We start from the raw sequence: 12,196 nt of genomic DNA on the forward strand, positions 1-12,196 counted from the left end.
CTCGCCCCCTCGCCCTCTCGCCCCGGGAGCCCTCACCCCCTCACCCCCTCGCCCCGGGCCGCGCGGACGCCGGACGGACGCCCGTTCCGCATGCTGGAACCGGCTCCCCCTTGCACCCCTGTTGTATCTATGCTGTCCGCATGTCTTCCGCCGCACCCGCGCCCGTCAAGCGGCCCCCCGCCGCCGAACGCGTCTACGCGCACGTCAAACAGAGTGTCCTGGACCGCCGTTACGAGGGCGGCGCCCTCCTCACCGAGGGCGAGCTGGCCGAGGCCGTCGGGGTGTCGCGGACACCGGTGCGCGAGGCACTGCTGCGCCTGGAGGCCGAGGGGCTGATCAAGCTCTACCCGAAGAAGGGCGCCCTGGTCCTGCCGGTCTCCGCCCAGGAGATCAAGGACGTCGTGGAGACCCGGCTGCTGGTCGAGGAGCACGCGGCGCGCAAGGCCGTCCCCGCCCCCGCCGGGCTGATCCGGCGGCTCGAGGAACTCCTGGCGCAGCAGAAGGCGCAGGCCGCCGCCGGCGACCTCGCCGGGGCCGCCGTCACCGACCGCTGTTTCCACGCCGAGATCGTCCGCAGCGGCGACAACGAGATCCTGTCCCGGCTCTACGACCAGCTGCGCGACCGCCAGTTGCGGATGGGCGTCGCCGTGATGCACTCCCACCCCGACCGGATCGCCAAGACCCTCGCCGAGCACGAGGAGATACTCCGGGCCCTGCGCTCCGGCGACGCGGAGGCGGCCGTGGAAATCGTCCACCGGCACGTCGACTGGTTCTCGCACCTGGCGCGGGGTGAGGTCCGATGAGCAACATCACCCTGCCGGGTGACCCTCCCCCGGAGGGGGCACCCCCGGGCGGACGGCGCGCGGCAGCCGTCTGGGGGATCGGCGTCTCCGTCTACTTCGTCGCCGTCATCTTCCGCACGTCCCTGGGGGTGGCCGGCCTCGACGCCGCCGACCGCTTCGACGTGAACGCCTCGGCCCTGTCGACCTTCTCGATCCTCCAGCTGCTGGTCTACGCCGGCATGCAGATACCCGTCGGACTGCTGGTCGACCGGCTCGGCACCAAGAAGGTGCTGGCCATCGGAGTCGTCCTGTTCACCGCCGGACAGCTCGGCTTCGCCTTCTCCCCCACCTACGGCACCGCCCTCGCCTCGCGCGCCCTGCTCGGCTGCGGCGACGCGATGACGTTCATCAGCGTGCTGCGGCTCGGCACCCGCTGGTTCCCGGCCCGGCGCGGCCCCCTCGTCGCGCAGCTCGCGGGCCTGGCCGGCATGGCGGGCAACCTCGTCTCCACCCTGCTCCTGGCCCGGCTGCTGCACGGCATCGGATGGACGGCCGCGTTCGCGGGCAGCGCGCTCGCCGGGGTCGTCGTCCTCGTCCTGCTCCTGCTGTTCCTGAAGGACCACCCCGAAGGCCACGAGCCCCAGCCGTTCCCGCACCGGGGCACCGCCTACGTACGGCGGCAGATCGCCGAGTCCTGGCGGGAGCCGGGGACGCGGCTGGGCCTGTGGGTGCACTTCACCACCCAGTTCCCGGCGATGGTGTTCCTGCTGCTGTGGGGCATGCCGTTCCTCGTCGAGGCGCAGGGCCTCAGCCGCGCCACCGCCGGCGAACTGCTGACCCTGGTCGTCCTGTCCAACATGGCCGTCGGACTCGTCTACGGCCAGGTCGTCGCCCGGCACCACGGGGCGCGGCTCCCCCTGGCGCTCGGCACGGTCGGGGCGACCGCGCTGCTGTGGGCGGCCACGCTGGCCTACCCCGGCGACCACGCGCCGATGTGGCTGCTCGTCGCGCTGTGCACGGTGCTGGGCGCCTGCGGACCGGCGTCGATGCTCGGCTTCGACTTCGCGCGGCCCGCGAACCCGCCGGAGCGGCAGGGCACCGCGTCCGGCATCACCAACATGGGCGGGTTCGTCGCCTCCATGTCGACCCTGCTCGCGATCGGCGTCCTGCTGGACGCGACCGGCGACGACTACCGGATCGCCTTCTCCTCGGTGTTCGCGCTCCAGGCGCTCGGGGTCAGCCAGATCCTGCGGCTGCGCTCCCGTGCGGCCCGCCGGGAACGGGAACGCCTGGTCGCCAGCCGCGTGTCGTCCGTCCACGTGCCCGCGTGACCTGACCCACCACCGGGCCCACCGCCCGCCGCCCGCCGTCCCTCACCCGAAGCCCGAGACCCGCCGCCCGCCGCCCGGGCTCCGCCGTCCGTCGTCCGAGGCCCACCACCCGTCGCCCGCCGCCGTCCTTCGTGAAATCCCCTTGTCCGCACGCCCGTCCGGGTTCTAGCGTCGGTGCCGACGACGTGTAGCTCAGCAGCAGAGCACCGGGCTCGGGACCCGGAGGGCGCGGGGGCGGAACCCGCCACGTCGGCTCCTCGGCGTGTAGCTCAGCAGCAGAGCACCGGGCTTCCCTCCCGGAGGGCACGGGGGCGGAACCCGTCACGCCGGCTTATGAACCACGACGCTGACCAGCAGCATCCCGCAGAGGCGAACCCGGGCCACGCGTACCGCCGACTGGCCGAGGCACTCGCGACCGCCCGGAACCACCAGGACCCCGAGACCCGCCGCCGCGCGCGGGAACGGGGCCGGCGCTGGCGCGACGTCCTGTCGGGCATGGCGGACGGACGGCTGACGATCGGCTCCCGCACCCCCGTCGCCGGGCTGCCCGCCTGGGTGACGCCCGAGGTCGTGCGCGGCGGCTTCGCCACCGGGAAGCCGGCCGCCGGCGGACCCCTGCTGGCCCATGAGGCCGAGGCCGCGCGCCGGGCGGGCGTCCCCGAGAACCGGCGGGACCTGTTCGCGTACTGGCTGTCCGAGGAAGGGCTCGGCCTGCTCCACGAGCTGCTCGACTCCGGACGGTACGAGGTGACCGTGCCCGAGGAGGCCGCCCTGCTCACCGTGGCGTGGCTGGCGCGGGCGGGGGAGACGGAGGCGGCGCTCGACCTCGTCGGGGAACTCGCCCCGTTCGCCGGCCTCCTGCGGTTCACGCCCAAGCCGTCCGGCCTCCCGGCGCCCGACCCCGGCGCAGTGCACCGCCGTACCGTCGGCGACGCCGTCGACGCACTCGCCCGGCGCACGCCCAGCCGGGCCGTGGAGACACAGCGCGAGGCGCTGACCGTCTGGCAGCCGTTCGGGGACGAACTGCTCGCGCTCTGGCTGGAGACGGCCGACGAGGACGGGCGCGTCCTGGCCCGCGCCCCCGGCGCCGACTGGCGCGGGCGCGGCGGCGAACTGCTGCGCCGCTACGCCGGCCTGGCCCTTCGGCACACGTACTGCACCAAGCACCTCGACCCCCGGCAGAACCTGGCGATCCTGCGGAACGCCCTGGAGGAGACCGTCGCCGGGCGGGAGCTGGACGCGCGCGGATCCGGGCTGCTGCGGCACGCCGTCACCTCCATGGTCCGGCGCCGCGGGCTGCCCGGCTCCGCACGGCTGACGGCGCTGCGCCGGGAACAGGCCGCCCAGGCGGCGCTCCCCTCGCACCACGCGCTCGCCCGGCTGGTGCTGCGGCGGCTGGCCGGACTGCCCCGCGAGACGGGAGCCGCGGAGATCGAGCCGCTCCTGCTCCCGGTGGGCGCGCGGGAGGCGCGGGAGACCGGACTGCCCGCGGGCGCCGCGATCCCGGCCGCCCTGCGGCGGCCGGTCGAGGCCGCGCTGAGCGCGCCCGTCGGCACGCTCGTGGAGCGCGGTCTCGTGCCGTCCGCGGAGGTGCTGGCCGAACTGGTCCCGCAGCTCGTCGCCGTCACCACCGCGCGGGCCTACCCGGACGAGTCCCTGCGCACGCTGGCCGCCGCCGGCCACCGGGCCTTCCGCGACCGCCGGTCGCTGCTGCTGCTCAACCTCGAACGGCAGGTGCGGGCGGAGGAACTGCCCTGGGTGAGGGCCGTGGCCGGGCAGCGCTCCGACCCCGGGACGGGCACGGAAACCGCGCTCACGCTGCGGCAGCTGGGCGAACTGGCCGTACAGGCCTTCCCGGCCACCGTCCTGCCCAACCCGCTGGTCCGCGAGCTGGCCGTGCTGGCCCGCCAGGCCGAACTGGGCGCTCCCCTGGTGGAGGAGCTGGCCGCGGACATCTTCATGGGCACCTTCACCCCGAAGTTCCTCGCCGCGGCCCGCGTCGCGGCGGAGCTCCTGGGCGGGGGCTCGCTGTACGAGCGCTACTACGCCGTCGACTACCGCGCGATCCGCGACATGGCGATCACCGAGGCCGCCGAGGCGCAGAACCGGCAGACCCGGCCCCGCACCTCCCCGGGGTTCGCGAAGCTGTGCGCCGAACGGGCCCGGCCGTCCTCGTCCGGCCGCGAGCACGGCTCCGGGCGCGGGTACGGGCACGGGTACGGGCACGGCTCCACGGCGGCGAACGGCACGGTGATCGAGCAGGCGCAGATCCTCACCACGCACAACCTCGCCACCCTGGTCCACCGGGTCGGCATCGCCCCCGCCACCGGCTGGGAGGACCTGGCCCGGCGCAGCTTCGGCACGGTGTGCCGGCTGACCGCCCGGATCCACGGCAACCCGCGCCCCCTGGCCACCATCAAGGACACCGCCTACGCCTGGCGCCAGATGGTGTTCCACCTGTCCCTGTGCACGGCGGCGGAGCGGGACCGCACCCTGTCCTGGCTGGCGGAGGAGGCCGAGCGCCGGCCGGGGCACGTCGCGGGCCGGCTGTACCCGGCGGTCACCGGGCTGTGCCAGGTCGCGGAGGGCGGCTCGGCGGATTCCGGAGCGGGCCGTCGGCTGCTGGGGTGGAGCACCACGGGGCACTGGATGCGGGAGGACCCCGGGGGCGCGGTGCGGAGGTGAGGGGAGGCCGGCCCCGCCGGTGCGGGGGGGACCGGCCCGCTCCCGATCCGCCGCCGCGTCCCCGCCGCCCTCGCCCCGCCTGCGGAGGAGGCCGCGTCCCCGGCACGCGGGTACGCGGCTCCTCCGGACGGGGTGTGCGCGGGTCAGCCCCAGGTGATCAGTCTCTTCGGCTGCTCCAGGACGGCCGCCACGTCGGCGAGCACCTTGGAGCCCAGTTCGCCGTCGACCAGGCGGTGGTCGAAGCTCAGCGCCAGCGTGGTGACCTGGCGCGGCTTCACCTTGCCCTTGTGGACCCACGGCTGGAGCTTGATCGAGCCCACCGCGAGGATCGCGGACTCGCCGGGGTTGAGGATCGGCGTACCGGTGTCGACGCCGAAGACGCCGACGTTGGTGATGGTCACCGTGCCGCCCTGCATGGCCGCGGGGGAGGTCCTGCCCTCGCGCGCCGTCGCCACCAGCTCGCCGAGCGCCTCGGCCAGCTCCGGCAGCGTCTTGTCGTGGGCGTCCTTGATGTTCGGCACGATCAGCCCGCGCGGGGTCGCGGCCGCGATGCCCAGGTTGACGTAGTGCTTGCGCACGATCTCCTGGTTGGCCTCGTCCCAGGACGCGTTGACGTCCGGGTTGCGCCTGATGGCGACCAGCAGGGCCTTGGCGATCAGCAGGAGCGGATTGACCCGCAGACCCCGCATCCCGTACTTGTCGGGGTCCCGCTTGAGTTCCTCGACGAGCTTCATCGTGCGCGTGACGTCGACCGTCACGAACTCGGTGACGTGCGGCGCCGTGAACGCCGAGCCCACCATCGCCGCCGCCGTCGCCTTGCGGACACCCTTGACCGGGACACGGGTCTCGCGTGCCGTGTCGTACGCGGCGACCGGAGCCGGGGCCTGCGCGGGGGCGGCGGCCGGCACCGGGGCGGCCGCCGGCACGGACTGCGGTGCCGTCGGCCCGGCCGGGGCCTGCGCGGGGGCCGCGGCGGCGTGGACGTCCTCGCGGGTGATGATGCCGTCCGGGCCGGACGGGACCACCGAGGCGAGGTCCACGCCCAGGTCCTTGGCCAGCTTGCGCACGGGCGGCTTGGCCAGCGGGCGGGACCGGTCGGCGGCCGGGGCGGCGGCGGGAGCGGGGGCGGCCGGGACGGGGGCGGCCGCGGGGGCCGTGCCGTGTCCGTTCAGTTCCGCCTGGACGGCCGTGGAGGCCGCCGCCGGCTCCTGCGCCGGGATCTCGGCGCTCTTGCGCGGGCGGCGCTTGGTGGAGGACGCGGCCACGCCGTAACCGACGAGGACCGGCTGGCGGCCGGACCCCTCGGTCTTCGGCTCCTCGGGCTGCCGCTCCACGGCGGGCGCGGGGGCGGGAGCGGGGGCGCCGGCCGGGGCCGACCCTCCCGACACGTCCACCGCGATGATCGACACGCCGACGTCGACCGTGGTGCCCTCGGGGAACCGCAGCTCCCGCACCACGCCGTCGTAGGGAATGGGCAGCTCGACGGCCGCCTTGGCCGTCTCGACCTCGCACACCACCTGGCCGTCGGTCACCGTGTCGCCGGGCTGGACGTACCACTTGAGGATCTCGGCCTCGGTGAGGCCCTCGCCCACGTCGGGCATCTTGAACTCGCGCACGGACGCTTCCGTCATCGTCGTCACGACCCTCTCCTCAGTACGCCAGGGCGCGGTCGACGGTGTCGAGTACCCGGTCCAGACCCGGCAGGTACTCCTCCTCCAGGCGCGCCGGCGGGTACGGGGCGTGGTAGCCGCCGACCCGGAGCACCGGGGCCTCCAGGTGGTAGAAACAGCGCTCCGTGATCCGGGCCGCGATCTCCGCGCCCGAGCCGAAGAACACCGGCGCCTCGTGGACGACGACCAGCCGGCGGGTCTTCTCCACCGAGGCCTGGATCGAGTCGAAGTCGAGCGGGGAGACCGACCGCAGGTCCAGGACCTCCAGGTTCTTGCCCTCCTCGGCGGCCGCGGCGGCGGCCTCCTGGCAGAGCTTGACCATCGGGCCGTAGGCGACCAGGGTCAGGTCGGTGCCCTCGCGGACGACCCGCGCCCCGTGCAGGGGGCCGGGGATCGCCTCGGGGTCGACCTCGCCCTTGTCCCAGTAGCGCCGCTTGGGCTCGAAGAAGATCACCGGGTCGTCGCTCTGGATGGCCTGCTGCATCATCCAGTAGGCGTCGCCGGCGTTCGACGGGGAGACCACCTTCAGGCCCGCCACGTGCGCGAAGAGCGACTCGGGGGACTCCGAGTGGTGCTCGACGGCGCCGATGCCGCCGCCGTAGGGGATGCGGATGACGACCGGCATCTTGACCTTGCCGAGCGCACGCGCGTGCATCTTCGCGAGCTGGGTGACGATCTGGTCGTAGGCCGGGAAGACGAAGCCGTCGAACTGGATCTCCACCACCGGGCGGTAGCCGCGCAGGGCCAGGCCGATCGCCGTGCCCACGATGCCCGACTCGGCCAGCGGGGTGTCGATGACGCGGGACTCGCCGAAGTCCTTCTGGAGGCCGTCCGTCACCCGGAACACGCCGCCGAGCTTGCCGACGTCCTCACCCATGACGAGGACCTTGGGGTCCGACTCCAGGGCCTTGCGCAGCGACTCGTTGATCGCCTTGGCCAGAGCCATCTTCTCCGCCATCTCAGTTACCCCCCTCGGGAGCGTCCGCGAACGACGCCTGGTAGGCGGCGAACTGGGCCCGCTCCTCGTCGACGAGCGCATGCCCGTCCGCGTACACGTTCTCGAAGATGGCGAAGTGGTCCGGGTCCGGCATGGAACGGACCGCTTCGCGCACTCGCCTGCCCAACGCCTCGCTCTCGGACTCGAGTTCCGCGAAGAATCCGTCGTCCGTGTGGTTTGAGGCCTCCAGGTACCGGCGCAGGCGCAGGATCGGGTCCTTCGCCTCCCAGGCCGCCCGCTCGTCGTCGTGGCGGTAGCGCGTCGGGTCGTCGGAGGTGGTGTGGGCGCCCATGCGGTACGTGTACGCCTCGACGAGGGTCGGCCCCTCGCCCCTGCGGGCCCGCTCCAGCGCCCACTTGGTGACCGCGAGGCAGCCGAGGACGTCGTTGCCGTCGACGCGGACGCCCGGGAAGCCGTAGCCCTGGGCGCGCTGGTAGAGCGGCACGCGGGTCTGTTTCTCGGTCGGCTCGGAGATCGCCCACTGGTTGTTCTGGCAGAAGAACACGACCGGCGCGTTGTAGACCGCGGAGAAGGTGAACGACTCGGCCACGTCGCCCTGGCTGGAGGCGCCGTCGCCGAAGTAGGCGATGACCGCCGAGTCCGCGCCGTCCTTGGCCACGCCCATCGCGTAGCCCGTGGCGTGCAGCGTCTGCGAGCCGATCACGATCGTGTACAGGTGGAAGTTGTTGCCGTTGGGGTCCCAGCCGCCGTTGTTGACGCCGCGGAACATGCCGAGCAGGTTCGCCGGGTCGACGCCGCGGCACCAGGCGACGCCGTGCTCGCGGTAGGTCGGGAAGACGTAGTCGTCGTCGCGCAGGGCCCGGCCGGAGCCGATCTGGGCGGCCTCCTGGCCGAGCAGCGAGGCCCACAGGCCCAGCTCGCCCTGGCGCTGGAGGGAGGTGGCCTCGGCGTCGAAGCGGCGGGTGAGCACCATGTCGCGGTAGAGACCGCGCAGTTCCTCGGGCGTCACGTCGGCGACGTACGGGTCGTACTCGGCGTTCTTGACGCGCTCGCCCTCGGGCGTCAGCAGCTGCACGAGCTGGGGCTCGGCGGTGCCCTTCCCGGCGGCGGCGCGGCTGGTGCGGGTGGCGCGCTTGGCGCCGGTGGCCTTGGCCGCCGTGCCGGTGGCCTCGGCCGCCGTCCCGGTGCCGGTGCCGGTGGCGCCGGCCTTGCCTCCGGCGCTGCGTCGCGGCTTGCGCGCGGCAGTGCTCTCCACGGTCACGTGTGCTCCTCCGTCGGTCCGGCCCCCGGGGTTGCCGGGTGACCAGTGCGGCTCACCTGTTCCTCGACCCGTGCACGGGGTGGGTGCCCTCGGCCGGAACAGGCGTGACAGGTGCCCCGGCGAGCGCCCTGCAAGCCTCACGTTACCCAGTGCGACACATTTCTGTGAAACCCCACTTGACCTGCGTTTTTGCTTGGATTTCCAAGTAAATCGGCAAAGTCCGGAAGGGGCCTGGTCACAGCCTTGCAGGAGGCCGGAGCAACGGCACGTTATCCCGCGCACCCAGGTCACGGGAAGAGTTTCCGCTCGGGAGTGGCTCCGCACCCACATTCAGATAAAAAGGAACATTTCTCCACCGTTCCCTCCGGATCCGCACTCCGGGAAGCCCGCCGCGCGCCCCCGCCGACCGCCGCCCCCGCCTGCGACGAGTGACCGACCGGCCGGCGGACGGCACCCGCCGGGACCACTTCGCCGCCGAGGCACGCCCCAAGCCGACCACCCGAGATCACTTGTGACGTTCGGTGACTGTCTGTGACAACGCCCAGCTCACAGCCTCGCCACGTGCCCTACCATCGGCGCGTGCCGCGCTCCTGTGTACCACCCCTGATGCCCCACGCGCCCCCTGTGGGCGCCCTGCTCCGGCGCTACGCCGCCGGTTCCGCGCTCGCCTGTGAGCCCGTCGACCAGGGGCTGCTGAACCGCGGCTACCGGCTGCGCACCACCCGCGGCCGCTACTTCCTCAAGCACCACTTCGATCCCGACACCGCGGACCCGGACTCGATCGCCCGCCAGCACCGGGCCACCCAGCGCCTCGCCGCCCTGGGGGTCCCGGTCGCGCCCCCGTTGCCCGGCCGCGACGGACGCACGGTCGCCGTCGTCGGCGGCCACGCCTACGCCCTGCACCCGTGGATCGACGGCCGGCACCGCCACGGCGCCCAGCTCACCCCCGGCGCGTGCGGGCGTCTGGGGGCGCTGCTGGGGACGGTCCACGCCAGCCTGGAACGCGTGATGCCGTCCCGGGCGCGAACCGGCGCCGCTCCCGCCGAGAGCCCCGCGCCCGCCGACACCTTCGCCCTGATCGACGGCCTCCTCGCGCGCGTGCGCCGGCACCGCCCCGCCGGCTCCTTCGACGAACTGGCCCGCCACCGGCTCCTGGAGCGCCGCACCCTGCTGGAACGGCACGCCGACCGGCGCCCCCCGCACGCCGGCCCGGCCGGCTGGGTGCACGGCGACTTCCACCCGTTCAACCTGCTCTACCGCGGGGAGGCCCCCGCCGCCATCGTCGACTGGGACCGGCTCGGCGTGCAGCCCCGTGCCGAGGAGGCCGTACGTGCCGCCGCGATCTTCTTCGTCCGGCCCGACGGCACCCTCGACCTGCCGAAGGCGCGGGCGTACGCGCGCGCGTACCGGCCCGCCGCCGGGGCCACGTCCCGCGAACTGGCGGCGGCCGTGCACCGGGTGTGGTGGGAGCGCCTGAACGACTTCTGGATGCTGCGCTGGCACTACGAGCGCGGCGACACCCGCGCCGACCCGCAGTTCCCGGCCGCCTCCGCCCTCGTGGTGTGGTGGACCCGGGAGTACGACGCGGTGTGCGACGCGTTCACGGACTGAGGGCCGCCGAGGGGAGTGCCCCGCAACGCGCACGCGCGCGTGAGGCCCCGTCAAAAAGGGCTCACGCGCGCGTGCGCGGCGTCGTGCGGCCGGTCAGCCGGCCTCGCCGGCACTGCCGCCGGTGGTGACGCCGGAGAGGGTGCCGCCCTGCGTCGTACCGCCGTCGGTGGTGCCACCGTCGGTGGTACCGCCGCCGGTGGTTCCCGGGTCGGCGGTGCCGCCGCCGGTGGTGCCGGGGTCGGCGGTGCCGCCGGTGGTGGTGCCGCCGGTGGTGCCGGGGTCGCTCGACACCGGATCCGACGGCTTGTCCGACGGCTGACTGCTGTAATCCGGGGACGGCTCGTACGACGGCGTGTACGACGGCGTCCAGTCGGACCCGGAGTTCGAACCGGTGCTGCCGCCTTCGGAGGTGTCCTGCGACGCCTCGTCGGACGGCTCCTCGCTCGGCGACGGGCTCGTCCGGTCGTCCGAGGCGGACGGGGTGGCGCTCGGCGACGTCGAGGTCCCGCTGCCGCCGCCGCTGCCGCCGCCCTTGGTGTTCAGCGCGAGCGCGACGCCCGCGGCGATGGCGATCACCGCGAGGACGGCGAGGATCCACAGCCTGCCGCGGCCGTTGCCCTGGTTGCCGTGTCCCTCGAACCCGCCGTCGTCGCCACTGCCGTAGCCGGCGGGCAGGATCGGCTGCGGGATCTGCGAGGTGTGGGAGCCGCCGGTGCCCTGCGGCAGCACGCTGGTGCTCGCGAAGCCCGCCGCGGCGGCACCCGCGCCGGTGGCCGCCCCGACCGGGCCGGTGTTCCAGGTGCCGGAGTGGGCACCCTGGTCGTACAGCATCTGGAGGCCGTACTGGACGAGGCCGCGCATCTCCTCCGCGGTCTGGAAGCGGTCGTCGGGGTCCTTGGCGAGGGAACGCATGACGAGGCCGTCGAGTTCCGGCGGGCACACGCCGTCCGAGGTCCGCGACGGCGGGACCGGGATGTCCTGCACGTGCTGGTAGACCACCGACAGCGGCGTCTCACCGGTGAAGGGCGGCCGCAGCGCGAGCAGTTCGTACAGCAGGCAGCCGGTGGCGTACAGGTCGGAGCGGTGGTCGACGGCCTTGCCGAGCGCCTGCTCCGGGGAGAGGTACTGCGGGGTGCCCATCACCATGCCGGTCTGCGTCATCGTCGTCGACGCCCCGTGCAGGGCGCGCGCGATACCGAAGTCCATCACCTTCACCGCGCCGTTGTCGGTGATGATCACGTTCGCCGGCTTGATGTCGCGGTGCACGATGCCGTGCTGGTGCGAGTAGGCGAGCGCCTCCAGCACCCCGGAGACGATGATCAGCGCCTGCTCGGGCCCCGGCGCCTCGGCGTTGAGGAGCAGGTCGCGGATCGTCCGCCCCTCGACCAGCTCCATCACGATGTACGGCACGCTCTGGCCGCCGACGACGTCCTCGCCGGAGTCGTACACGGCGACGATCGCGTGGTGGTTGAGACCGGCCACCGACTGGGCCTCGCGCGTGAAGCGAGCCTTGGACACCGGGTCCTCGGCGAGATCCGCGCGCAGCAGCTTGACCGCGACGGTACGGCCGAGACGCACGTCCTCGGCGGCGAACACCTCCGCCATGCCGCCCCGCCCGAGTCTGCCGGTCAGCCGGTAACGGCCGTCCCCGACAAGTCCGCCGTTACCCCACATCTCCGGCGCATCTGACATACCGCCGCCAGTCGCCTCGGGGTCGGACGGGCCCTGAGCGCGCTGCTGCTGTGCCATCAGTCCTCGCCGTCGTTTCTGCCCGCGGTGCGCGCGGTGTTGTCACGGTCTCCGTCGGCCACGCTACAGCCTCCGCGCAAGCCGCCGGTCCGGGATCAGCCCGGGTATCGGCCCCAGACGGATCGGCCATCAAACCCGCACTCCGCATC

General features: G+C 73.9%; 8 protein-coding genes and 2 tRNA genes. 6 read left to right on the forward strand and 4 right to left on the reverse strand.

Features of this window, described 5'->3' with window-relative positions; all coding sequences use genetic code 11:
* The first annotated feature begins 140 nt into the window (after positions 1-140).
* From ACF09K_RS09880 to ACF09K_RS09900, 5 genes are all read left to right on the forward strand, one after another.
* Positions 141-803, forward strand: a complete 663-nt coding sequence (locus ACF09K_RS09880; RefSeq protein ID WP_392242071.1) for a GntR family transcriptional regulator — start codon at positions 141-143, stop codon at positions 801-803.
* A complete protein-coding gene (locus tag ACF09K_RS09885; RefSeq protein ID WP_392242073.1) occupies positions 800-2,113 on the forward strand; it encodes a nitrate/nitrite transporter in 1,314 nt (437 codons plus the stop codon). The genes ACF09K_RS09880 and ACF09K_RS09885 overlap by 4 nt, the downstream gene beginning before the upstream one ends.
* Before the next feature lie 181 nt (positions 2,114-2,294).
* A tRNA-Pro gene (locus ACF09K_RS09890) sits at positions 2,295-2,366 on the forward strand.
* A 5-nt stretch (positions 2,367-2,371) separates the two neighbouring features.
* Positions 2,372-2,443, forward strand: a tRNA-Gly gene (locus ACF09K_RS09895).
* A gap of 3 nt (positions 2,444-2,446) precedes the next feature.
* A complete protein-coding gene (locus ACF09K_RS09900) occupies positions 2,447-4,798 on the forward strand; it encodes a hypothetical protein (protein ID WP_392242075.1) in 2,352 nt (783 codons plus the stop codon).
* A gap of 143 nt (positions 4,799-4,941) precedes the next feature.
* Here ACF09K_RS09900 and ACF09K_RS09905 read toward each other — a convergent pair whose 3' ends face one another.
* From ACF09K_RS09905 to pdhA, 3 genes are read right to left on the reverse strand one after another with little or no spacing between them, the layout of a single operon-like run.
* On the reverse strand, positions 4,942-6,438 hold the full coding sequence (locus ACF09K_RS09905; RefSeq protein WP_392242077.1) for a dihydrolipoamide acetyltransferase family protein: 1,497 nt from the start codon (positions 6,436-6,438) through the stop codon (positions 4,942-4,944).
* A gap of 10 nt (positions 6,439-6,448) precedes the next feature.
* Entirely contained in the window at positions 6,449-7,426 is a 978-nt protein-coding gene (locus ACF09K_RS09910) for an alpha-ketoacid dehydrogenase subunit beta (RefSeq protein ID WP_392242078.1), read from the reverse strand.
* A gap of 1 nt (position 7,427) precedes the next feature.
* A complete protein-coding gene (gene pdhA, locus ACF09K_RS09915) occupies positions 7,428-8,687 on the reverse strand; it encodes a pyruvate dehydrogenase (acetyl-transferring) E1 component subunit alpha (RefSeq protein ID WP_392242080.1) in 1,260 nt (419 codons plus the stop codon).
* A 606-nt stretch (positions 8,688-9,293) separates the two neighbouring features.
* Between pdhA and ACF09K_RS09920 the strand changes: the two genes are divergently transcribed.
* Entirely contained in the window at positions 9,294-10,298 is a 1,005-nt protein-coding gene (locus ACF09K_RS09920) for a phosphotransferase (RefSeq protein WP_392242435.1), read from the forward strand.
* A 93-nt stretch (positions 10,299-10,391) separates the two neighbouring features.
* On the opposite strand, the gene ACF09K_RS09925 is transcribed toward ACF09K_RS09920, so the two are convergent.
* Complete coding sequence (locus tag ACF09K_RS09925) at positions 10,392-12,047, reverse strand: protein kinase (RefSeq protein WP_392242082.1); 1,656 nt, start codon at positions 12,045-12,047, stop codon at positions 10,392-10,394.
* Positions 12,048-12,196 lie beyond the last annotated feature (149 nt).

The sequence above is a fragment of the Streptomyces sp. NPDC014882 genome (assembly GCF_043081325.1).
Lineage (GTDB): Bacteria > Actinomycetota > Actinomycetes > Streptomycetales > Streptomycetaceae > Streptomyces.

What these genes read in the sequence shown, in the direction of transcription:
- ACF09K_RS09880 (WP_392242071.1), top strand. Translation starts at nt 141, where the DNA reads ATGTCTTCCGCCGCACCCGCGCCCGTCAAGCGGCCCCCCGCCGCCGAA.
- ACF09K_RS09885 (WP_392242073.1), top strand. Translation starts at nt 800, where the DNA reads ATGAGCAACATCACCCTGCCGGGTGACCCTCCCCCGGAGGGGGCACCC.
- ACF09K_RS09900 (WP_392242075.1), top strand. Translation starts at nt 2,447, where the DNA reads ATGAACCACGACGCTGACCAGCAGCATCCCGCAGAGGCGAACCCGGGC.
- ACF09K_RS09910 (WP_392242078.1), bottom strand. Translation starts at nt 7,426, where the DNA reads ATGGCGGAGAAGATGGCTCTGGCCAAGGCGATCAACGAGTCGCTGCGC.
- ACF09K_RS09920 (WP_392242435.1), top strand. Translation starts at nt 9,294, where the DNA reads ATGCCCCACGCGCCCCCTGTGGGCGCCCTGCTCCGGCGCTACGCCGCC.
- ACF09K_RS09925 (WP_392242082.1), bottom strand. Translation starts at nt 12,047, where the DNA reads ATGGCACAGCAGCAGCGCGCTCAGGGCCCGTCCGACCCCGAGGCGACT.